Raw genomic sequence first — 22699 nt, forward strand, 5'->3', positions numbered from 1 at the left:
GCTGCAAAGGGAGGCGGATGGTCGGCGTTCGCGGATCGTGTCGCGGACGCGGCGACCATCGTTGCCTGGGCGGCCATCGCCACACTGCATCCCGACGACCGGTTGAGGGGAACCACCATGGATATCGCCGAACTGCTTGCCTTCTCGGTGAAGAACAAAGCTTCGGACTTGCACCTGTCCGCCGGTCTGCCGCCGATGATCCGCGTGGATGGCGACGTCCGCCGCATCAACATTCCCGCGCTGGAGCACAAGCAGGTGCACTCGCTGGTGTACGACATCATGTCGGACAAGCAGCGGCGCGACTACGAGGAGTTCATGGAGACGGACTTCTCCTTCGAGATCCCGGGCCTGGCGCGCTTCCGCGTCAATGCGTTCACGCAGAACCGCGGCGCCGGCGCGGTGTTCCGCACGATTCCCTCCGAGGTGCTGTCGCTGGATGATCTGGGCTGCCCCAAGGTGTTCCGCGAGCTGATCGAGCAGCCGCAGGGCTTGATCCTGGTGACCGGGCCCACCGGCTCGGGCAAGTCCACCACGCTGGCGGCGATGGTCGACCATATCAACAAGACCGAATACGGTCACATGCTCACCGTCGAGGATCCGATCGAGTTCGTGCACACCTCGCAGAAGTGCCTGGTGAACCAGCGCGAGGTGCATCGCGACACGCACGGCTTCAACGAGGCGCTGCGCTCGGCGCTGCGCGAAGACCCGGACTTCATCCTGGTCGGCGAGTTGCGCGATCTGGAGACCATCCGCCTGGCGCTGACCGCCGCGGAAACCGGCCACCTGGTGTTCGCCACCGTGCACACCAGCTCGGCGGCCAAGACCATCGACCGCATCATCGACGTGTTCCCCGCTGGCGAGAAGCCGATGGTGCGCTCGATGCTGTCCGAGTCGCTGCGCGCGGTGATCTCGCAGTCGCTGCTGAAGAAGACCGGCGGCGGCCGCATCGCGGCGCACGAGATCATGGTGTGCGTGCCGGCGATCCGCAACCTGATCCGCGAGGACAAGGTGGCGCAGATGTACTCGTCGATTCAGACCGGTCAGCAGTTCGGCATGCAGACGCTCGACCAGTGCCTGCAGGATCTGGTCAAGCGTGGCCTGGTGTCGCGCCAGGAAGCGGGCAGCTACGCCAAGAACAAGGATCTCTTCCGCTGACGGACGAGGGCATCGGGAAGCGGGAGCGGGGCATGGGAAAGCCTGTTTCATGCCTGCCCGACGCCACGCGGTTTCCTGCCGCGCATCCGCTGCTTCCACCTGTGCCTTATCCTCGATCCCCCATGCCCGGACCAAAGCCATGAGCGACTTCGATTTCACCTCCTTCCTCAAGCTGATGGTGCACAAGCAGGCCTCCGACCTGTTCATCACCGCGGGCGTGGCGCCGTCGATGAAGATTCAGGGGCGCATCGTGCCGATCACGCAGAGTCCGCTGTCGATGCAGCAGTCGCGCGACATGGTGCTGAACGTGATGACGCCCTCGCAGCGCGAGGAGTTCGAGAAGACCCACGAGTGCCAGTTCGCGATCTCCGCGCAGGGCGTGGGCCGCTTCCGCGTGTCGTGCTTCTACCAGCGCAACTGCGTGGGCATGGTGCTGCGTCGGATCGAGTCGAAGATCCCGACCATCGAGGAGCTGAGCCTGCCGCCGGTCATCAAGCAGCTGGCGATGACCAAGCGCGGCATCATCATCTTCGTGGGCGGCACCGGTACCGGCAAATCCACCTCGCTGGCCTCGATGATCGGCTACCGCAACCAGAACTCGACCGGCCACATCATCACCATCGAGGACCCGATCGAATACGTGCACAAGCACGAGGGCTGCATCATCACCCAGCGCGAGCTGGGCATCGACACCGACAGCTGGGACAACGCGCTGAAGAACACCCTGCGCCAGGCGCCCGACGTCATCATGATCGGCGAGGTGCGCACGCGCGAGACGATGGAGCACGCGATCAACTTCGCCGAGACCGGCCACCTGTGCCTGTGCACGCTGCACGCGAACAACGCCAACCAGGCGATGGATCGCATCCTGCATTTCTTCCCCGAGGATCGCCGCCAGCAGCTCTTCATGGATCTGTCGATGAACCTCAAGGGCGTGGTGGCGCAGCAGCTGATCCCCACCCCGGACGGCAAGGCGCGGCGGGTGGCGGTGGAAATCCTGCTGGGCACACCGCTGGTGCAGGACTACATCCGCCAGGGCGACATCCACAAACTCAAGGATGTGATGAAGGACTCCAACCTGCTCGGCATGAAGACCTTCGACCAGAGCCTGGTCGAGCTCTACCACGCCGGCGAGATCAGCTACGAGGATGCGCTGCGCCACGCCGACAGCGCCAACGAGGTGCGCCTGCGCATCAAGCTGGCCCAGGGTGGCGACGCGCACACGCTGTCGCAGGGGCTGGAGGGCGTGGAGGTGGAGGAAACCCGTGGTGGCGACAATTTCAACGGGCGGCTGCTGCAGCGCTGAAACGGCACGTGCCGTGAACGAAGAAGGCGCCCATGGGGCGCCTTCTTCGTTCACGGCCGGCCGGCGGCGGGCTACTTCAGCGTGGTGTGGCTGGTGACGACGAGGCCGGCGGTGTCCACGCGCAGCTCGGCGTCGATGCTTTCCACCCGCTGCGCCTGGGCCTCCATGCTGGCGAACTGCGCCTTGTTGCGTGCGACGTCGGTGCCGGCGGCCACGGCGGCGGCATCGTCCGGCGCCGCATCGTGCTGGTCGAACTGGCCGGCGACGGCGGCCAGGTCGTCGGCCTTGGCCTCCATGAACTTCAGCCAGGCGAGGTACATGCCGCCGGCGAGGTGCATACGGGCCATTTGCCCGGCTTCGCCGGTACGGTCGTGCAGGCTGGCGGCCAGCTTGGCGTCCTCGCCCGCGCCCACGCCCAGCGCCAGCGCCCGGTCGCCCTGCGCGAGCCATGCCGGCTGGCCGAACAGGGCGCTCATCTCCTTGGGCAGAGCCACCGGCGCGGCATTGGGGGCGACGCGCAGCTTGGCCAGCGCGGGCACCATCATCTGGCTGGTGGCGAGCAGGCCGGTGGGGTCGCTGTTGCCGATCACCAGGCGGCCGCTGATGTCGGGCAGACCGTCGGCCTTGGCGGCGCCGAAGCTGTCCAGCGCGATGCGCAGGCCGAGCAGGTTGCCGAACGGCGGGATCGCCGCCTTGGGCAAGGCCTCGCCCAGTTTGGCGAAGGTGTCGTTGAGGTCGGCCAGCGCCGGGCAGGCGAAGGGTTTGGCCGCGACTGCGTCGGCTTGCGCCGTCCAGAACGTGCGCAGCTCCGCCACCGGCAGGGCGAGGCTCACGTCCAGCGGCGCGGCGTCACCGCCACCCAGCCCGGGTAGCGCCACTTTGAGGCCGCCGAAGGCCTGGGTGATGTCGCCGGCCAGCGCCACGTCGAAGCGTGCGTCCTGGTGGTGGGCGTCGAGCCGGGTGTAGCCGAAGCTGGCTGTGGGCACCCGCGCGGCGATGCGGGCCGCTTCGCTGGTGCAGGCGGGCGGGTGGCTGGTGAGCAGGTTGGCCACCGGCTCGCCGGTGCGGGCCGATTCGGCGCGGGCATGGGCTTGTTCGATCGCGGCCATCAGCGGGTCGTTGCCGCCGAGCAGGAGCGGCAGGGCGCGCGTGAGGTCGAGCTGGCCCACCAGCCATTTGGCGTAGCCCTTGCCCTTGGCCAGGGTGGCGAGCCGGCCGTCGTCCTGCAGGCTCTTCGCCGGCCGATCCAGCCCCAGCGTCTGGCGCAACAGGGCGGTGGAGGCATCCATCGGCAGCAGGGCCGCCACCATCTGCTTGCCGACCACGGCCAGGATCACCTGCGTGCCGGCGGTGGCGAGCACCTGTCGGCGGTAGCTTTGCGTGGCCAGCGTGGCAGTGTCGAGCGGCTTGCCGTAGGCGGTTTCCAGCCGGCGGACGAAGGCGTCGAAGGCCTTGGGGTCGCGCAGTTCCACGCGCAGCACCGGCGCCATGCCTTCACCATAGAGCGCGAAATGGCCCTTGAGGTCGAGGCCGTTGGCTTGGGCGAAGGCCTCGATGGTCTTGCCCTTGAGTTCGGCGGAGAAGGCGCGCGCGAGGCGGGCGGCGTCGGGATCGTTCGGGGCAAGGCGAGTGGCGAAGGCGTCCAGTTGCGCCAGTTGTGCGGGCAGCTGCGCATCGCTCTGGGCCAGCAGCGCCTGGCGCGTGGCCTCGTCCGGCACGTCCAGGTTGGCGACGACGTAGGGCGTGTCTGCCGGTACGAAGGCCAGTGGCGCGTTCTTGTCCTTGTGCGAGCAGGCCGTCAGCAGAACGAAGGCCAGCCCCAGCGCGGTCAACCGCGTCCTCGATGCCATGACGAATTCCGGAGAGTGGGGAAAGCGGGGATTATGCCCGGTTTCGCGACTTTGTTGCGGCGCAAAACGGCGCTCAGCGCGCCAACAGTTCGCCCAGTACGGCCATCCGCACGAACACGCCGTTGGCGACCTGTTCGAGGATGCGCGATTGCGCGCCGTCGGCCACCTCGTCGGCGATCTCGATGCCGCGGTTGAGCGGGCCCGGGTGCATCACCAGACAGCCCTTGGCGGCGCGGGCGAGGCGGCGCGCATCCAGGCCGTAGTGCTGGAAGTAGGCGGCCTCGTCGGGCAGTTCGGTGTCGGCCATGCGCTCCTTTTGCAGGCGCAGCATGATGGCCACGTCACTGCCTTCGATGGCGTCGTCGAAGTTGTCCAGCAGGCGGCACTGCGGGAATTCGGCGGCCTCGGGCAACAGCGCGGCCGGGGCGCACAGGCGGATTTCCTTCGCGCCCAATGCACTGAAGGCGTGCACATCCGAGCGCGCCACGCGCGAGTGGCGGATGTCGCCGCAGATGGTGATGGTGAGGTCCTCGAAATCCGGCCGGTGCTGGCGGATGGTGAGCGCGTCGAGCAGGCCTTGGGTGGGATGGGCGCGGTTGCCGTCGCCGGCGTTGATGACCGACACGCCGCTCATCGCGTGGCGCACCATCTCGTCCGGCGTGCCCGAAACCTTGTGGCGCACCACGATGGCGTCCAGATGCATGGCTTCCAGCGTGTGCAAGGTGTCGTACAGCGCCTCGCCCTTCACGGTGGAGGAGGCGCCGATATTGAAGTTCACCACGTCGGCGCCGAGCCGGCGCGCCGCCAGCTCGAACGAGGTGCGCGTGCGGGTGGAGGGTTCGAAGAAGAAGTTCAGCACGGTGCGCCCAGCCAGCGTGTCCAGCTTGCGCGTGCCGTGGGCGCAGGCGTCGCGCATGGCGATGGCGCGATCGAGCAGGCGCTCGATGCTCTCGCGTGGCAGGTTTTCCAGGGTGGTGAGATGGCGCAGGCGTGGGCTCATGGCGTGGTGGTATCGATGACGGAAAGGGGCGCGGGCAGGGTGAGCCAGCGTTCGAGGATCACGGCGGCAGCCACGGCGTCGATGGCGGCGCCATCGCGGCGGCGCTGCTGGCCGGCGGCGCGCGCGGCGGCGAAGCGGCGCGCGGCTTCCTGCGAGCTGTGGCGTTCGTCCACCAGCATGGCGGGGGTGCCGTAGCGTGCCTGCAACTGTTCGGCGAAGCGGCGGGCGCGGCGGCTGGCGGGCTGTTCGCCGCCGTCCAGGGTGAGCGGCAGGCCGACCACCAAGGATGCAGGTTGCCATTCGCGTTGCAGGGCATCGAGCGCCGGCCAGTCGGGCGTGCCGTCGTGCACGGCCACGGTGGCCAGCGCACGGGCGCTGGCGGTGAGCGCGTTGCCCACCGCCACGCCGATCAGCTTGCTGCCGACATCGAAACCGAAGGCGCAGCTCATGCGTGGCCCGCGTAGATCGCGAGCTGGCGCGGGTCGAAGCCGACCAGGCCGGCGGCGGCGCTCCAGCGTTCTTCCAGCGGCGTGTCGAAGATCACCCGCTCGCAGGCTTCGGTGGTGAGCCAGGCGTTGGCCATCAACTCCTGTTCGAGCTGGCCGGCGTCCCAGCCCGCATAGCCCAGCACCATGATCGCCTGGTGCGGGCCTTCGCCAGCGGCCATGGCCACCAGGATGTCGCGCGAGGTGGTGACCGACCAGGCCGAATTGACGCGATAGCTGGCTTCCCAGTGGCCGTGCTCGCGGTGCAGCACGAAGCCGCGTTCGGGCTGCACCGGGCCGCCGATCAGCACCGGCGCGTCGATGAGTTCGGGGTCGCTGCAGGCCAGTTTCAGCTGTGCCAGCACGTCGCCGAAGCGGTAGGGCGAGATCTGGTTGACCAGCAGGCCGACCGCGCCTTCTTCGCTGTGCTGGCACAACAGCGCCACGCCACGTGCGAACGGCGGCTCGGCCAGCGCCGGCATGGCGATCAGGAAGTGGCCGGTGAGCGAGGAGGGAGCGGTGCGACTCATGCGCCCATTGTAAGCCCGCGACCGTGAAGAGTCGGCAGCGCCGGCCTACTTGCTGCGCAGGACGCCGCCGGGCAGGAATTGCCAGGTGCGGGTGATGTAGAGCTGATCCACCGGGGCGTCGCCGGGCAGCGGCGGGAACGGCCCGGCCAACTGCACGATGCGTTTGGCAGCGGCGTCCAGCAGCGGCTCTCCGGAGCTGCGGATTATGTCGATGCTGCGGATGGAGCCGTCGCGGTTGATGCCCACGGTGAGCAGCAGGTCGCCGTGCAGGTCGCGTTCGCGCGCTTGCTCCGGGTAGTTCAGGTTACCCACCCGCTCGACGCGGTCGGACCAGCCGCGCATATAGGCGGCGTAGGCGTATTCGGTGGTGTTGGCCGAGATGTACTTCTTGCGTGGGCGCCTGGCATAGGCCTGCGACTGCGCGCGTACCTCGGCGGCAAGCTGGGCCATTTCCTGTGCGCGGCGCAGTTCGGCGGCATTGGGCGCGGTGTCGGCTGGCACCGCGGTCTGTGCGGTGTCGCTGGGTGCGCCAAAGTCGGTCTGACCGCGGGTGGTGACGAGACGCTCGGGGGTGGCTTCACGCGCCGCCGGGGTGGCCGCCGTCACGGCTTGCTCGGCGGTGCCGGGCGTGGGCTTGGGCAGGGCGCCGGTGAAGGGCTGCGAGGGGCGCGCCGCATGGTCGTCCTGGCCGCCGCCGCGGTTGTTCGCCTGGGCGAGGAAGTCGGCCTTGTCCGGCGCTTCGCGGTTGGCCACGTTGACCAAGGTGACGTCCAGCGTGGGCAGGCTGGGCCGCGGCTTGGCGAAATGGAAGGTGATGCCCAGCAGCAGCACGCCGTGCAGCAGCAGGGAAAACAGCAAGGTGGCACCGATCGGATCGGCGGGGCGTGCGGCAACGGTACTCACGTAGCGGGATGTCCGGCAGGGTGTTGTTCGATGGCGTCGAACAGCAAGCCGGCGATATTAAGTCCGAATTGCCGATCCAGCTCGCGGGCGCAGGTCGGCGATGTGACGTTGATCTCGGTGAGGTAGTCGCCGATCACGTCCAGGCCCACGAAGCGCAGTCCACGCCGGCGCAGCTCCGGTGCCACCTGGGCGGCGATCCAGCAGTCGCGCTCGGACAGCGGCACGCCCTCGCCACGGCCGCCGGCGGCGAGGTTGCCGCGGAACTCGTCGCCCTGCGGAATGCGCGCCAGCGCGTAGGGCACCGGCTCGCCGTCGATCACGAGGATGCGCTTGTCGCCCGCGCTGATCGCCGGGATGAACTGCTGCGCGATGGCGAACTGCCGGCCCTCGCCGTGCGGGCCGCCGGCGAGCAGGGTTTCCAGCATGGAATTGAGGTTGCCGTCGCCGGCCTTGACCTTGAAGATGCCGCGCCCGCCCATGCCGTCCAGTGGCTTCAGCACCGCCTCGCCGCACGCGGCCACGAAACGGCGCAGCTCGCCGGCATCGCGGCTGACCAGGGTGGGCGCGATGCATTGCGGAAACTGCAGCGCGAACAGCTTCTCGTTGCAGTCGCGCAACGCGCGCGGGTCGTTCACCACGTTCACGCCGAGGCGCTGGGCGGCTTCCAGCACCATGGTGTCGTAGATGAATTGCGCATCCACCGGCGGGTCCTTGCGCAGCAGCACCACGTCCATGTCGGCGAGCTTGCGCCAGGCGGGTTCGCCCAGCGCGAACCAGTCGCAGGCGTCGTCGCGCACGGTCAGCGGGCGCAACCGGGCCCACGGCGCGCCGTCGCGCAATGCCAGATCGCCCTGTTCCATGTAGTGCAGGGCATGGCCGCGGCGCTGCGCCTCCAGCAGCATCGCCAGGCTGGTGTCCTTGGCCGGCTTGATCGCGCCGATGGGGTCCATCAGTACGGCGACAGCGAACGGCATGGGGATCTCCTTGGACGATGACGGGCTCGGCGCAGACGCGATGGTCGCCCAGCGCGCCGGTCGACCACAAGCGGTGTTGCTGCGGGGCGTGCCCGTGGCGCCAGCTTGCTGCACCGCCGCGCACGCGCGCGCTCGCATGCCGTTGCTTGACGCGCTTGCGGGCAGGCAGTAAACAACTGACGTGGAAGCGCAGCCGCCGTGCGGGCTGCAAAAGGTTCGCGTGCAGGGATTGTTTGTCGGGTGCGCTGACGTCATGCTAGCCACCCATCGGTTGCGATTGTCCTGGGCCCGGTCGGGGTGGCAGGGGGAGAGAATGAATCTGAACGCGAATACGGATGGTCTGGCTGGTTTGAGGGTCATGGTGATCGATGACTCCAAGACCATCCGGCGTACGGCAGAGACCCTGCTGAAAAAAGAAGGCTGTGAAGTGCTCACCGCGGTCGATGGCTTCGAGGCGCTGGCGCTGATCGCCGACCAGAAGCCCGCGATCATCTTCGTCGACATCATGATGCCGCGGCTGGACGGTTACCAAACCTGCGCGCTCATCAAGAACAATCCGCAGTTCCGCAACACGCCGGTTATCATGCTCAGCTCCAAGGACGGCCTGTTCGACAAGGCGCGTGGACGCATCGTGGGCGCGGAGCAGTACCTCACCAAGCCGTTCACGCGCGACGAGCTGCTGGGTGCGATCCATCAATACGTCAGTACGCCTGCCAGCCGCTGACCGCAGATCCTCGGGGGGAACCTGTGGCGGACATTCTCATCATCGACGACTCGCCGACCGATGTGCGCGTGCTCACCGCACTGCTGCAGCGGGCCGGGCATCAGGCTGTGGCGGTAGGTACGGCCGAGGAAGGCATCGAGCGTGTGCGCAGCGCGCCGCCGGCGCTGGTCATCATGGACGTCATCATGCCTGGCATGAACGGCTTTCAGGCCACCCGCACGCTGAGCCGCGACCCGGCCACGTCCATGGTGCCGATCGTGATGATCACCACCAAGGCCATGGAAACCGATCGCGTGTGGGGGCTGCGCCAGGGCGCGCGCGCCTTCATCACCAAGCCGGTCAACGAGGGCGAGTTGCTCGCCTGCATCAACCAACTGCTGTCGAGCGCGGCATGAACGCAACCCCAGGCCTTACCCCCTTCGAGATACTGGCCCGCTACGAGCGGCTGTCGCTGGCGCACGCCTCGGACACCAGCGGGCGGATGGACGCGCCCGGCCTGTGGCGCGGCATCGGTTATCGCGTGGGCGCGCGGACGCTGGCCAGCGAGATCGGCGAGATCAACGAACTGCTCGCCATTCCTGCGCTGACCCCGGTGCCGGGCACCCTGCCGTGGCTGCTTGGCGTGGCCAATGTGCGCGGCAACCTGATGCCGGTGATCGACCTGGGGCGCTTCCTGTTCGACGAGCGCACGGCGATGACCGACCGCACCCGGCTCCTGGTGGTGCGCCAAGCCGGCGGCAGCGTGGCGCTGCTGGTCGACGAAGTGTTCGGCCAGCGCACCGTCGACCAGGAGCAGTGGCGCGCTGCGGTGCCGGAGGACGATCCGCGGCTGGTGCGTTTCGCCGAGCAGCGCGTGGGCGAGGGCGAGCGACAGGTGGTGGTGTTGAGCATGAACCGGTTGGTGCGGGCACCCGACTTTCGCCAGGCTGCGGCTTGACGCCACGGCAGCGGCGGGCGGGCAGGGCGGGCGCTGGTACGGGCCGGGTATCTTGAGGCGACAAATCCACGGGGCCGAATTCCGCGAAGGCGGGCCGGCATCCGGCGAAGCAGACGGACAGAGGTGAACATGAGCACTACAGGGGGCGTCGGCAAGGAGCGTGGCAATACCACTCTCATTGTCCTGTTGCTGGTCGCGATCGGTTTCGCGGCACTGGATTTCTGGCAGCTCAACGTGAAGAACGGCGAGGATCGCCAGGCGGTGGCCTTGACCACGCAGATCCAGGTGCTGTCGCAGCAGACCGCGAAGTTCGCGCTGGAGTCGTCCGACGGCAATGCCAACTCGTACAAGGAGCTGGAGGGCACCCGCAACGCAATTGATGCCGCCGTGCGGCGCCTCGACAAGGGCGATCCGGCCACCGGCATGCATGCCTACTCCGGCAACGCGACGCCGGCCGGGCGTGCGCTGGGCACGCTGGACGTCGCCTGGAAACAGCTCGACAGCGACATCAACCAGATTCTGTCGAACAAGGCCGTGGTACTCGATTCGGGCCAGCGCGCGGCCACCGTGTCGCAACAGATGCCGTTGCTCAACTCCAGCATGGAGCAGGTGGTCAACATCCTGCAGCAGCACAACGGTAGCGCCGAGCAGATGCTGGGCACCTCGCGCCAGATGCTGTCGGCCGACCGCATCATCCGCCGCGTGCAGGAGGTGCTGCAGGGCGGCGACAACGCCCAGGCGGCCGCCGACGGCCTGCAGCGCGATGGCCAGCTGTACGGCAACGTGCTGCAGGGGTTGATCTCGGGCAATGCCGACAGCGGCGTCAAGCCGATCGGCGACGCCAATGCGCGCAAGATCCTCACCGGGATGGCGAACGACTGGAACAAGTTGTCCGATCCGCTGGCCAAACTGGTGTCCGCTTCCGGCAATCTCGCCACGGTGAAGCAGGCCGGTACCAAGGCCTCGCTGGACTCGCAGTCCGTGCTGCTGCGCGCGAACGACCTCGCCGACCAGATCGGCAAGCTGCCGCTGCGCCGTTTCTTCCCCAACGTGTGGTGGGGCCTGCTGTCGGCCATTGCCGCGGTGGCTTTTGCCCTCTTGCTGGTGGTCAGCCTGGTGCGCGACCAGCGCCGCCGCTTCGCCGAATCCACCTCGCTCAACCAGCGCAACCAGGAGGCGATCATGCGCCTGCTGGACGAAATGGGCGCGCTGGCCGAAGGCGACCTGACGGTGAAAACCACGGTGACCGAGGAGATCACCGGTGCCATCGCCGACTCGGTGAACTACGCCATCGACGAGTTGCGCACCCTGGTGACCACCATCAACGAAACCTCGGAGCAGGTGTCCACCTCGGCGCAGGAGTCGCAGACCACCGCGCGCCACCTGGCCGACGCGGCCGAGCAGCAGGCGCAGCAGATCAGCACCGCCACCGGCGCCATCAACGAGATCGCCAGCTCGCTCGACCACGTGTCGAAGAACTCCGCCGAATCGGCCGACGTGGCCGAGCGCTCGGTGCAGATCGCCTCGCACGGCGCCGAGGTGGTGCGGGAAACCATCTCGGGCATGGACTCGATCCGCGACCAGATCCAGGAGACCTCCAAGCGCATCAAGCGGCTGGGCGAATCCTCGCAGGAAATCGGCTCGATCGTGGAACTCATCAACGACATCGCCGAGCAGACCAACATCCTGGCCTTGAACGCGGCGATCCAGGCGGCCTCGGCCGGCGAGGCGGGCCGAGGCTTCGCGGTGGTGGCGGACGAAGTGCAGCGACTGGCCGAACGCTCCACCAGCGCCACCAAGCGTATCGAAACCCTGGTGCAGACCATTCAGTCCGATACCAACGAGGCGGTGAACTCAATGGAACAGACCACCGCCGAAGTGGTGGCCGGTGCGCGCAAGGCGGAGGACGCCGGCAGCGCGCTGGGCGACATCGAGCGCGTGTCGCACGATCTGTCGGCGCTGATTCAGAACATCTCCAGCGCGGCGCGCCAGCAGTCGGTGGCGGCTACCGATATTTCGCAATCGATGAACGCGATCCGGGAAATCACCTCGCAAACCTCGCAGGGTGCCAGCCGCACCGCCGATTCGATCGGTACGTTGGCCCAGCTCGCCAGCGACCTGCGGCGTTCGGTGGCCCACTTCAAGCTGCCGGGTTGACGGCGATCCACACAACAGGGGGCAGTCTCGCTGGTGATGTGGCAAGGTGCCACGCAGCTGCTGAGAGAGTCGCATGAGAATTCAAGACCACATCGATTTCAGCACGCTGCAATGGGTGCATCCAGAGCTCGAACAGACGCTTTCGGACGCCCGCGAGGCGCTGTCCTCCTACGTCGACGACCCCGCCGACGGCGCCGCCATGCGCAGCTGCGCGGCGTACCTGCACCAGGTGCATGGCACGCTGCGGATGGTGGAGCTGCAGGGGCCGGCGCTGGTCGCCACGGAACTGGAAGCGCTGGCCAGGGCGCTGCTCGACAACCGTGTCGCGCAACGCGAGGATGCCTACGCCACGATGATGCGTGGCCTGATGCAGCTGCCGGATTACCTGGAACGCATCGCCGGCGGCCATCGCGATGTGCCGGTGGTGCTGCTGCCGCTGCTGAACGACCTGCGTGCCTGCCGCAACGAAGAGGCGCTGACCGAAGCGGCGCTGTTCCGCCCTAATCTCGACGCCTTCCTGCCGGCGCAGGCGCCGGCAGCGATGAGCGAGTCGCAGGCGCGCGAAAAGCGCAGCGAGCTGCCCGAGTTGCGCCTGCAGTTCCAGCAATATCTGCTGGCCTGGTTCCGCGGACAGACCCAGACGCGGCCGCTGGGCGGCATGCGACGCGCCCTGCTGGCCATCGCCGCACGCTGCTTTCACGTGCACGGCCGCCGCTTGTGGTGGATCGCCGCTGGCGCGATCGAAGGCCTGGAACACGGCATGCTCGGGGCGCAAGCCACCGAGTTGCGGCAGCTTCTGGGCAAGGTGGATCGCCACATCCGCCAGCTGATCGAGCTGGGCGAGGACAGCCTGCGCGGCGGTGATACCGACGAATTGTGCAATCGCCTGCTCTATCTCGTGGCGCAGTCGCGGCAGCGCAGCCCGCAGATGGAATTGATGAACCGCACCTACGCCCTGGACAGTCTGCTGCCTGACGCCGAGGAACTCGAACACGCCCGCGGCTCGATGGCCGGGCACAACCGCGCCCTGCTCGACTCGGTGGCCAAGGCGCTCAAGGAGGATCTCCTGCGCGTCAAGGAGGCGCTGGATCTGTTCCAGCGCCAGCCCGGCGCCGACCCGGCGTCGCTGGCGCCGCAGTGCGACCTGCTCGGCCGCGTGGCCGACACCCTTGGCATGCTGGCGCTCTCGGTGCCGCGGCGGGTGGTCGACGAACAACGCCGCATGCTGGACGAGATCGCCAGCAAGATGCGTGCCGCCAACGACGCCGCCCTGCTCGACATCGCCGGGGCGCTGCTTTACGTCGAGGCTTCGCTGGACGACCACATCGAGAGCCTCGGCTCGGATGAGCAACCGCACGCCGGCGATGAGAAGCCCGGCCTGCCGCGCAGCGAGGCGCAAGGCGTGCTGACGGCGGTGATGGCCGAGGCCATCCGCAATATCGAAAACGTCAAGGAAGCCGTCGTCGGCTTCGTCGAGTCCGGCTGGGATCAAAGCGGCCTGGCTGATGTTCCCGCGCAGATGAACGAAGTGGCCGGCGCTGTCCGCATGTTGTCGGCGGAGCGTCCCGCCGCGTTGGCCGAAGGCATCGGCCGTTTCATCCACAACGAGATACTGGTCGACCATCGTGTGCCCAGCAGCGCGCAGATGGATCACCTCGCCGATGCGCTGGCCGCGCTGGAGTATTACCTCGAGGCGGCGCGCGAGCACCGCGCCGGGCTGGATCACATCATCGACGTGGCCGAGCACAGCCTCCAGCAGCTTGGCTACTGGCCGTTGCCGGCACTGCGGGCGTTGCCGGAGCCCGCCGTGGAAGCCGCGCCGGAACCGGTGGCGCAGTCGCTTTCCGAATCCGTCAGCCTGTACCCGGGCAGCGATGCGACCCAGCTGTTCGTCGCCCCGGAAACGCCGGCCGAAACATCGGCACACGATATCGGGGGCCTGCGCCTGGCGCAGACCGAGCCCACCGCGACGCCGATGGTTGCCGCGTCGGTCGACGATGCCGACTGGATGGAGATCGAGGAAGAAATCGAGGAGCAGGTGCCCGCACACGACGTGCTGGCCGAGGCCATGCGCTTCGACGACCAGGCCGAGGGCATCGATGACGATATCCGCGACATCTTCCTGGAGGAGATGCAGGAGGAGATCGACAGCCTCAAGGGTGCGCAGAGCATCTGGCTGGCCGACCCGACCAAGTTCGAGGCGCTGACGCCGATTCGCCGCTCCTTCCATACCCTGAAGGGTTCCGGCCGCCTGGTCGGCATCGCTGCGCTGGGCGAGTTCGCCTGGCGGGTTGAAAACATGCTGAACCGCGTGCTCGATCGCTCCATCGAGCCGCATGATGGCGTGCAGGCGGTGGTGCGTCAGGCCATCGAGGCCCTGCCGCAATTGCTTGCTTCCCTGAAGGGCGAGGGCGTGCCGCATGCGCCGCTCGAAGCCATCATGGAAACGGCCAACCGGCTGGCGGCCGGCGATGCCGACGCGCGCGTCGAAGATCATGCCCGCGCCGCCACCGAAACCGTGCGCCGTATCGTCCGCCGGCGCGTGCCGCGGCTCGATGCCCGTGCGGGTGAAGTGCCGGTGGCCGACGTCACGGATGCCTTCAGTCTTGCCGCTGCCGAGCCGGTCGAGCCGCTGTCGACCATTGCCATTTCGCCGTTGCCTTCGGTCGATCCGGTGTTGCTCGAAATCCTGCGCAGCGAAGTGGCGCAGTACCTGCAGACCATTCGCACCGCCGTGCAGCGTGGCGGTGGTGCCATGTCGGTGGGCGAAGGCCTGCTGCGTGCGGTGCATACCTTGCACGGCGCCATCGCGATGGTCGAGATTCCCGTGCTGACCCAGTTGCTGGCGCCACTGGAAAGCCTGCTCAAGCGGGTACGCGGCGCAAACCAGCCGCTGCCGGAAGACGGCGTGCGCCTGCTCGAACGCGCCGCCGATGTGGTCGACCACGTCATGGCGCAGTTCGATGTCGCCATGCCGCAGTTGCCCAATGTCGACCTGCTGACGGCGCAATTGACCGAAATGCGTGACCGCTATCCGGAATCGCTGGTGGCGCACGTCAATGCGGATACGGCCCACGGCGACACCGGTATTGCCGTGGTGGAGCCGGAAGAGGCGGCCGTCGGCGACGAGCCCGCGCCCGAGTCGTCACCCGAGGCGGATGAGGCGGCGCCGGTTCCCGCGACGCCGACCCTGCCTGAAGAGGCGCACCACGAGGCCGCGCACGACGACTACGTCGGCGAACTGATGGCGGCCCTGGGTTCGTTCGACCCGGACACCGCGCAGGCCGCGCACGAAGAAAGCGCCGAAGCCGCCGCTCGCGCCGAGCAGGAACGCATCGAGCAGGAACGTATCGAACAGGAACGCGCCGAGCAGGAGCGTGTCGAGCAGGAACGTGCCGAGCAGGAGCGTATCGAGCAGGAACGTGCCGAGCAGGAGCGTATCGAGCAGGAGCGTGCCGAGCAGGAACGTATCGAGCAGGAGCGCGCCGAGCAGGAGCGTATCGAGCAGGAGCGCGCCGAGCAGGAACGCGTCGAGCAGGAACGCGCCGAAAAGGCGCGCCTGGCGCAGGAGCAGGCGGCGCGCGAGGCGGCCGAGGCGCAGATGCGTGCGGCGGCGGAACGCGCGGCAGCCGAACAGCGTGCGGCGCGTGCCAGGGCCGCCGCCGAGGCGGTGGCTCCGGCGGGCGAGGCCTTGACGCTGGACGCCGACCTGGTCGAAGTGTTCGTGGAGGAGGCGCGCGAGATCCTCGACCATGCCGATGGCGTGCTGGCGCAATGGCGCGCCGAGCCGGCGGCCACGGCGGCGCACCTGCCGGAACTGCAGCGCGACCTGCATACGCTCAAGGGCGGCGCGCGTATCGCCGGCCTGATGCCGGTGGGTGACCTTACCCACGCCATCGAAACCGTACTTGAGAAGCCGGTGTCCGACGCCGAACGGGCGGCACTGCTGATCGGCGAGCTGGAGGTCAGCTTCGACCAGTTGCACGCCATGGCCGAACAGGTAGCGCAGGGCCGGATGCCAGCCCACCCGCAAGCCGCCATCGATCACCTGCTGGAACTGGCCGGCAAGAAGAAACCCGCCGAGGCAGCGGTCGAAGCGCCCGTCGCGATTGCGCCGGCTGCCGTGCCGATGGCGGCCGAGCCCGGATTGCCCGCCTTGCTGCCGCTCGAACAGCCGACCGAGGCGGCGCACGTCGTGCAGGAGCAGATCCGCGTTCGCGCCGAGCTGCTGGACAACCTGGTGAACCATGCCGGCGAGGTGGCGATCTACCGTTCCCGCCTGGAGCAGCAGGTCACCGGCTACCGCTCCAACCTGGTGGAACTCGACCAGACGGTGCAGCGTCTGCGCGGCCAGCTGCGCATGCTGGAAATCGAAACCGAGGCGCAGATCATCGCGCGCTTCCAGCGCGAGCACCGCGAGGCGGGCAGCGCGGTGGCGTTCGATCCGCTTGAGCTCGACCGTTTCTCGCAGTTGCAGCAGTACTCCCGCGCGCTGGCCGAGTCGGTCTCCGACTTGGTGTCCATCCAGGGCACGCTGGACGAGCTCACCCGCCAGGCCGAAAACCTGCTGGTGCAGCAGTCGCGCGTCAGCACCGAACTGCAGGAAGGCCTGCTGCGCACGCGCATGCTGCCGTTCGACACCATGGTGCCCAACCTGCGCCGCACCCTGCGCCAGGCGGCGCAGGAGGAAGGCAAACTCGCCCAGCTGCACGTGGACGGGGCGCATGGCGAAATGGATCGCAACATGCTCGACCGCATCAAGGCGCCGTTCGAGCACATGTTGCGCAACGCCGTGGCCCACGGCATCGAGTTGCCGGCCGAGCGCATCAAGGCTGGCAAGGACGGCGAGGGCACCGTGCGCATCGCCGTGGCGCGCGAGGCCACCGAAGTGGTGATTCGCGTCAGCGACGACGGCCGCGGCCTGAACCGCGAGGCGATCCGCCAGCGCGGCATCGAGCGAGGCCTGCTGCATGCCGACGCGAACCCGAGCGACGAACAGTTGCTCGGCCTCATCACCCAGACCGGCTTCTCCACCGCCAGCGCGGTCACCCAACTGGCCGGCCGTGGCGTGGGCATGGACGTGGTGGCCAACGAAATCAAGCAGCTCGGCGGTTCGTTGGCGATCGAGTCGCAAGAGGGGCGTGGCACCACCTTCGTGCTGCGCCTGCCGTTCACCCTCGCAGTGACCCAGGCCATCCTGGTGCGCATCGGCGAAGCCACCTTCGCCATTCCGATGACCTCGGTGCAGGGCGTGGCCCGCGTCACGCCGGAAGAACTGGCGGCCCGGCTGGCCGAACAGAACCCCAGCTATACCCACGGCAACGAGGACTACAGCATCCACGAGCTGGCCGAACTGCTTGGCCTGCCGCCCGGCGTGGTGCCGGAGGGCGAGCAGCCGCCGTTGCTGCTCGCGCGCACCGGCGACTTGCGCGCGGCCATCCGCATCGATGCCGTGCTCGGCTCGCGCGAGGTGGTGGTGAAGTCGGTGGGCCCGCAGGTCAGCTCGGTGCCCGGCGTGCTGGGCGCCACCATCATGGGTGACGGTTCGGTGCTGATGATTCTCGACCTCGCCCCGCTGGTACGCCACAGCGCGGCACGCCGCGAGCAGCGCCTGGCCGAAGGCCTGAGCGTCGTGCAGGTGCCGATGATCGAGGAGCAGCGTGCCCGCCCGCTGGTGATGGTGGTCGACGACTCCATCACCATGCGCAAGGTCACCGGCCGCGTGCTGGAGCGCCACGAGTTCGACGTCAGCACGGCGAAGGACGGTGTCGATGCGCTGGAGAAACTGGTCGAGCGCGTGCCCGACCTCATGCTGCTCGACATCGAGATGCCGCGCATGGACGGCTACGAGCTGGCTACCCACATGAAGGCCGACCCGCGCCTGCGTGGGGTGCCGATCATCATGATCACCTCGCGTACCGGCGAGAAACACCGCCAGCGTGCCTTCGACATCGGCGTGGATCGCTACCTCGGCAAGCCCTACCAGGAGGCCGAGCTGCTGGTGCAGATCGGCGAAGTGCTGGATCAGCGCGCCCGACAGCTGACCTCGACGGAGCCGAACCATGGTTGAGGCCCGGCCGACGGTAGCGCTGCTGTTCGACGATGCCGAACTGGGTGGCCAATTGCGGCAGGTGCTGCAGGAGCTGGGCGCGGCGATCGTGCACGAAGGCCAGGTCGCCGGCCTGGATGGCGAGCAGTTGCGCCAGCTCGATCCCGACGTGCTGGTGGTCAACCTCGACGATGACGACGACGCAGCCTTTGACCGCCTGTACGCATTGATCGGCGGCGAGCGGCCGCGGCTGGTGTTCAACGACGCCAGCGCAAGCCGGGGGTTGGGCGGTTGGGATCGCGCGCGCTGGGCACGCCATCTGGCCGCCAAGGTGTTGGCCGGCGCCGACGTGGATCCGCCACGACCGCCGGGCGCGCAGCCCGTGGAGGTGTCCGTGGCAGCGCCGGCTCCCACCGTGGAGCCCCCCGCGCCGACAGCCGCTATCGCAGCGACCGGATACGCGCAGGACATGCCTGCCGAGGCGTTCGCCGCGTCGAATGAACTGGCATCGCCCGACGCGCACATCGAGGGCACGGAAGTGGCGCCGCTGGAACGCGCCACCACGGATGATCTGGAAGCCGAGCTTGCCGCGTTGCTGGATGCGCCCGAAGGCGACTTTGCCCACCATGGCGAGGCGGAGCCGACGCTGGGGCACGGCGAACCTGTGCGCCTGGACGAGCTCAATCCCGAGTTGTCCAGCGCGTGGTCAGAATTGTCCGAGGCCGCTGCGGCGCTTGCGCCAGCGCCCGGGATCGTGGCCGAACCTGCGCCCGTGGGAGAGGCGCCGGCGCCCACCCCGCCGGCGGTGCCGGAAGGCTGGTCGCTGGTCGACGACACGCAGCCAGCCGCCGACACGGCCCGCCCCGATGCCGCCCAGTTCGGCATCCAGAAACTGAGCGCGGCGGATTTCCTCGCGCCCGACGTGGCGCCGGTGGCCTCCGACCTGGAGCCCACCTTCAGCCTGGAACTGGTGTCGATGGAAGAGGCGGTGGCGCCCACGGCGTGGGAACCCACCGAAATGCTGCTGGACGATCTCGGTGCCGTACCGACCCGGGTGGTCTGGCTGGGCGCTGCACCCGATGGGCTGGCGTCGGCCTGCGGCTTCCTGGCGGACATCCCTGGCACGGCGCGCTACACGCTGGTGCTCACCCAGCACTACGGTGAGCGCGGCGCGGATGAGATATTGCAACACCTGCAGGCCGCCAGTGCCTTGCCGGTGCGGCTGGCCGCGGATCGCGCGCGTGCGCGCGGCGGCGAGGTGCTGCTGGTGCCCGCCGGCAACCAGGTGCAATTGCTGCGCGACGGCAGCATCGAATTGAAACCGGGCAGCGCCGATGCAGCTGCGGGCATGCCCACCATCGACGCCAGCTTCAGCATGGCCGCGGGCGTGTTCGGTCGCGACGCCCTGGGCATCGTGTTTGCCGGCCGCGCCACCGACGCGGTGGCCGGAGCGCAGGCCATCCACGACCGTGGTGGGCAAATCTGGGTGGAATCCGGCGCCGGGGAGCACCTCGGCGATATGGTCGGCGCCATCTATGCCGAACACCTGGTGGGCTATTCCGGAACGCCGCAGGAGTTGGCGGCGCACCTGATCGAGGTTTATCCATGAGCGACGTGCTGCCCCGCGAAATCCGCTGCGTGCTGGTGCCCACCGGCAGCCTGCGCCTGCTGCTGCCCAATACCACCGTGGCGGAAGTCATCACCCAGCCGGAGCACGAGGCCTTGCCTGGTGCGCCGGCCTGGCTGGTCGGCCGTATTGCCTGGCGTGGCTGGCGCGTGCCGCTGATCGCCTTTGCCAAACTGGCTGGCGTCGGCGAGGGCGATACCGAGTTGACCGTGCGCGTCGCCGTGCTGAAGGCGCTGGGTGAAAACCCCAGGCTGCCGTTCATTGCCGTGCTTACGCGCGGCTTTCCGCGCCTGACCACGGTGAACTCCGAATTGGTCATTCCCACCCACGACGGGCATGCCTTGCCGCAGGGCGTGGCCGCCCGGGTGTTGGTGCGCGACGACGTCGCCGTCATCCCCGACCTCGAAGGCATCGAGCTGGAACTGATGCAATACCTGCCGGAGGATGAGCCGGTGGCGTTTGCTGCGCAGGACGGCGACGCGGCCTGAGGCCACGCCCTTTAGAAATCCCCGCGCAACGCCTGCAAGCTGGCCAGCGCGGCCAGACCCGCGGTTTCGGTGCGCAGGATACGCGGCCCCAGCCGCAGGCCATGGAAACCGGCATCCGACAGGGCGCCCACGTCGGCCTCGCCCAACCCGCCTTCCGGCCCCACCACGAGCAGCATGCCGTTCGGTGCGTCCGGCAGCGCGCGCGCGCTGGTGGTGGCCTCGGGCAACAGCGCCAGACGCAGCGCGCCGTCGTCGGCCAGCGTGGCCAGCCAGGCGTCCAGCGACGCGGCCGGCGCGATCTCCGGCAGATGGGCCCGGCCGCATTGTTCGCAGGCGCTGGCGGCCACCGCGCGCCAGTGTGCCAGTCGTTTCTCGGCACGCGCGGCGTCCAGTCGTACCTCCGCGCGTTCGGTGAAGATCGGCACGATGCGCGCCACGCCCAGTTCGGTGGCCTTTTGCACGATCAGATCCATTTTTTCACCGCGCGCCACGCCCTGCGCCAGAGTCAGCCGCAGCGGCGATTCGCTGTGCACCTCCCGCCGCGCTTGCAGTTGCACCCGTACCTCGCGCTTGCCTGCGGCGAGGATGGCGCACGCATAGTCGGCGCCGTCGCCGTTGAACAGGGTGAGCGGGTCGCCGACGGTCAGGCGCAACACGCGCGCCACATGCTCGCCGGCCGCCGCTGGCAGCGTCAGCTCGGCGCCGACGGCAAGCGGCAGGTCGACATGGATGCGGATGGTGCGCATGCGGCGGTTCCGGACAAAAGGCAAGCATAGACGAGGCGCGCGTTGCCGGCTTCCATATGCCCATGAAGGAAGCCGCCTCGCCGCGCGAGCATGAGCCGCATGGGCATGGGGCGGTTATCATCATGGGTCGCCGCCACACGCCGTGCTGCGTGCGGGCTTTCGGATGCGCCGCTTGAAGACTCCGGGAAAAATCCTCTCGACCGCGACCGCCGTGCTGCTGGGTGCCGCCGCCCTGCTGTGGTGGTTCCCGGCACGCTGGGCCATGCCCTGGCTGCGGGGAGCGCTGCACGGGCTGGACGTGCGGCAGGTGAGTGGCACATTGTGGGATGGCCGCGCCGGCCAAGTGCTGACGCGCGATGGCCATACGCTCGGCGCGGCGCAGTGGCAGCTGTCGCGTGGCGCGCTGTTCGGCAGGGTTGCCCTGCGACTGGATGTCGATGGGCCGCAGTTCGCCTTGCACGGCGGGCTGCGTCGGCACGTCGATGGCGCGGACGAATGGTCGGACGTGCGCCTGCGGCTGGACGCTGCGCTGCTTGCCGGGGCGCATCCGCGCCTGCCGCTGGGACAGGTGCGAGGCGAGTTCGAGCTCACCGTCGACCATGCCTTGCTGCGCAGCGGCTGGCCCAGTCAGTTGCAGGCGCATTGGCAGTGGCGGCGGGCGGCGTTGGCGAGCCGCACCGGCGACGTGGCGCTGGGCAACCTGCATGGCGAGCTCGCCGCAGCCGATGGCGTGATCCGCGGGTCATGGCAGGATGACGGCAACGGCCCGCTGCGCACCTCGGGCGAGCTGCTGCTGAGCCCGCTGGGCTGGCGCCTCGACGCCATCGCGCAGGCGCGGCAGAACGATGCCGCGCTGCATCGCTGGTTGCTCGCCCTGGGCAAGCCCGCGGCCGATGGCTCAGTGCACATACAACGTCGCGGCGGACTGGCCGCGGCCCTTCCCCCGGAGAAACCCGCCCGATGAAGCCCGAGACCCTCGCCGCCGCGCTCGCCGCCGCCCGCGAAGCCGCCGCCGCCGCCGCCGAGGTGATCCGGCATTACTGGAAACGCGGGGTGGCGGTGGAGCTCAAGCGCGATGCCACGCCGGTGACCGTCGCCGACCGCGAGGCCGAGCAGGCGATCCGCCAGGTGTTGCACGCGGCCTTGCCCGGAGCCGCGATCTACGGCGAGGAATTTGGCATCGACAGCGACAGCCTCGATAGCGCGCGCGACGGCCTGCTGTGGCTGGTCGATCCGCTGGACGGCACCAAGAGCTTCGTGCGCCGCACGCCGTTCTTCTCCACCCAGATCGCGCTGATGGAACGCGGCGAACTGGTGCTGGGCGTTTCCAGCGCCCCGATCTACGGCGAGACGATGTGGGCCAGCCGCGGCCAGGGCGCGTGGTTCGAGGGCGCGCGCGTGCGCGTGGCCGATACCGCGGACTTCGCGCAGGCCTCGCTTTCCACCGGCAACGTGAAGACGCTGACCGGCGATGCGCGCTGGGGCGCACTGGGCGCGATGATCCGCGACAGCAACCGCATCCGCGGCTATGGCGATTTCTGCCACTACCACCTGCTGGCGCGCGGCAGCCTGGATCTGGTGATCGAGTCGGACGTGAACATCCTCGACGTCGCCGCGCTGGCCGCCATCGTGCGCGAGGCTGGCGGTGTGTTCAGCGATCTGGACGGCCAGCCGCTCACGCTGGACACCACCAGCGTACTGGCCGGGGTGCCGGCGATCCATGCCGAGGCGCTGCGGCGGCTGGCGCACTGAGGCGGATACAATCGCG

General features: G+C 68.6%; 18 protein-coding genes. 11 read left to right on the plus strand and 7 right to left on the minus strand.

From position 1 onward, the window contains the following. Positions 1–117 precede the first annotated feature (117 nt). Both AC3WQA_RS13575 and AC3WQA_RS13580 read left to right on the plus strand, forming a co-directional pair. Positions 118–1155: a type IV pilus twitching motility protein PilT gene (locus AC3WQA_RS13575; protein ID WP_492675576.1), complete on the plus strand. Its 1038-nt coding sequence runs from the start codon at positions 118–120 to the stop codon at positions 1153–1155. Between the two features lie 139 nt (positions 1156–1294). Continuing rightward, positions 1295–2461: a PilT/PilU family type 4a pilus ATPase gene (locus tag AC3WQA_RS13580; protein ID WP_492675577.1), complete on the plus strand. Its 1167-nt coding sequence runs from the start codon at positions 1295–1297 to the stop codon at positions 2459–2461. A gap of 71 nt (positions 2462–2532) precedes the next feature. On the opposite strand, the gene AC3WQA_RS13585 is transcribed toward AC3WQA_RS13580, so the two are convergent. From AC3WQA_RS13585 to gshB, 6 genes are all read right to left on the minus strand, one after another. After that, positions 2533–4311: a hypothetical protein gene (locus AC3WQA_RS13585; RefSeq protein WP_492675578.1), complete on the minus strand. Its 1779-nt coding sequence runs from the start codon at positions 4309–4311 to the stop codon at positions 2533–2535. A gap of 73 nt (positions 4312–4384) precedes the next feature. Beyond that, positions 4385–5311, minus strand: a complete 927-nt coding sequence (locus tag AC3WQA_RS13590) for an aspartate carbamoyltransferase catalytic subunit (protein ID WP_492675579.1) — start codon at positions 5309–5311, stop codon at positions 4385–4387. After that, on the minus strand, positions 5308–5760 hold the full coding sequence (gene ruvX / locus AC3WQA_RS13595; protein ID WP_492675580.1) for a Holliday junction resolvase RuvX: 453 nt from the start codon (positions 5758–5760) through the stop codon (positions 5308–5310). Before ruvX ends, AC3WQA_RS13590 begins: the two co-directional genes overlap by 4 nt. Beyond that, positions 5757–6326, minus strand: coding sequence for a YqgE/AlgH family protein (locus AC3WQA_RS13600; RefSeq protein WP_492675581.1), 570 nt, complete (start codon positions 6324–6326; stop codon positions 5757–5759). The genes ruvX and AC3WQA_RS13600 overlap by 4 nt, the downstream gene beginning before the upstream one ends. A gap of 45 nt (positions 6327–6371) precedes the next feature. Continuing rightward, on the minus strand, positions 6372–7229 hold the full coding sequence (locus AC3WQA_RS13605; protein WP_492675582.1) for a cell envelope integrity TolA family protein: 858 nt from the start codon (positions 7227–7229) through the stop codon (positions 6372–6374). Then, the gene (gshB, locus tag AC3WQA_RS13610) at positions 7226–8203 is read right to left on the minus strand and encodes a glutathione synthase (RefSeq protein WP_492675583.1); all 978 of its coding nucleotides are present in this window, start codon (positions 8201–8203) and stop codon (positions 7226–7228) included. The genes AC3WQA_RS13605 and gshB overlap by 4 nt, the downstream gene beginning before the upstream one ends. Positions 8204–8516: 313 nt before the next feature. On the opposite strand from gshB, the gene AC3WQA_RS13615 reads away from it, so the two are divergent. From AC3WQA_RS13615 to AC3WQA_RS13645, 7 genes are all read left to right on the plus strand, one after another. After that, complete coding sequence (locus tag AC3WQA_RS13615) at positions 8517–8927, plus strand: response regulator (RefSeq protein ID WP_492675584.1); 411 nt, start codon at positions 8517–8519, stop codon at positions 8925–8927. A 23-nt stretch (positions 8928–8950) separates the two neighbouring features. Further along, positions 8951–9322, plus strand: coding sequence for a response regulator (locus tag AC3WQA_RS13620; protein ID WP_492675585.1), 372 nt, complete (start codon positions 8951–8953; stop codon positions 9320–9322). After that, positions 9319–9864 (plus strand): chemotaxis protein CheW, encoded by a 546-nt coding sequence (locus AC3WQA_RS13625; RefSeq protein WP_492675586.1) that lies wholly within the window; start codon positions 9319–9321, stop codon positions 9862–9864. Before AC3WQA_RS13620 ends, AC3WQA_RS13625 begins: the two co-directional genes overlap by 4 nt. 129 nt (positions 9865–9993) lie before the next feature. Further along, a complete protein-coding gene (locus AC3WQA_RS13630; RefSeq protein ID WP_492675587.1) occupies positions 9994–12021 on the plus strand; it encodes a methyl-accepting chemotaxis protein in 2028 nt (675 codons plus the stop codon). Between the two features lie 73 nt (positions 12022–12094). Continuing rightward, the gene (locus AC3WQA_RS13635) at positions 12095–18091 is read left to right on the plus strand and encodes an Hpt domain-containing protein (protein ID WP_492675588.1); all 5997 of its coding nucleotides are present in this window, start codon (positions 12095–12097) and stop codon (positions 18089–18091) included. Next, entirely contained in the window at positions 18084–19679 is a 1596-nt protein-coding gene (locus AC3WQA_RS13640; RefSeq protein WP_492675589.1) for a chemotaxis protein CheB, read from the plus strand. Before AC3WQA_RS13635 ends, AC3WQA_RS13640 begins: the two co-directional genes overlap by 8 nt. Beyond that, the gene (locus AC3WQA_RS13645) at positions 19676–20185 is read left to right on the plus strand and encodes a chemotaxis protein CheW (protein ID WP_492675590.1); all 510 of its coding nucleotides are present in this window, start codon (positions 19676–19678) and stop codon (positions 20183–20185) included. The genes AC3WQA_RS13640 and AC3WQA_RS13645 overlap by 4 nt, the downstream gene beginning before the upstream one ends. A gap of 11 nt (positions 20186–20196) precedes the next feature. On the opposite strand, the gene AC3WQA_RS13650 is transcribed toward AC3WQA_RS13645, so the two are convergent. Beyond that, on the minus strand, positions 20197–20931 hold the full coding sequence (locus AC3WQA_RS13650) for a 16S rRNA (uracil(1498)-N(3))-methyltransferase (protein WP_492675591.1): 735 nt from the start codon (positions 20929–20931) through the stop codon (positions 20197–20199). 172 nt (positions 20932–21103) lie between these two features. Here AC3WQA_RS13650 and AC3WQA_RS13655 point away from each other — a divergent pair, with 172 nt between their 5' ends. Further along, on the plus strand, positions 21104–21895 hold the full coding sequence (locus AC3WQA_RS13655) for a type II secretion system protein N (RefSeq protein WP_492675592.1): 792 nt from the start codon (positions 21104–21106) through the stop codon (positions 21893–21895). After that, complete coding sequence (locus tag AC3WQA_RS13660; protein ID WP_492675593.1) at positions 21892–22683, plus strand: inositol monophosphatase family protein; 792 nt, start codon at positions 21892–21894, stop codon at positions 22681–22683. Before AC3WQA_RS13655 ends, AC3WQA_RS13660 begins: the two co-directional genes overlap by 4 nt. The last annotated feature ends 16 nt before the right edge of the window (positions 22684–22699 follow it).

It is taken from the genome of Rhodanobacter sp. FW106-PBR-R2A-2-24 (genome assembly GCF_058789615.1).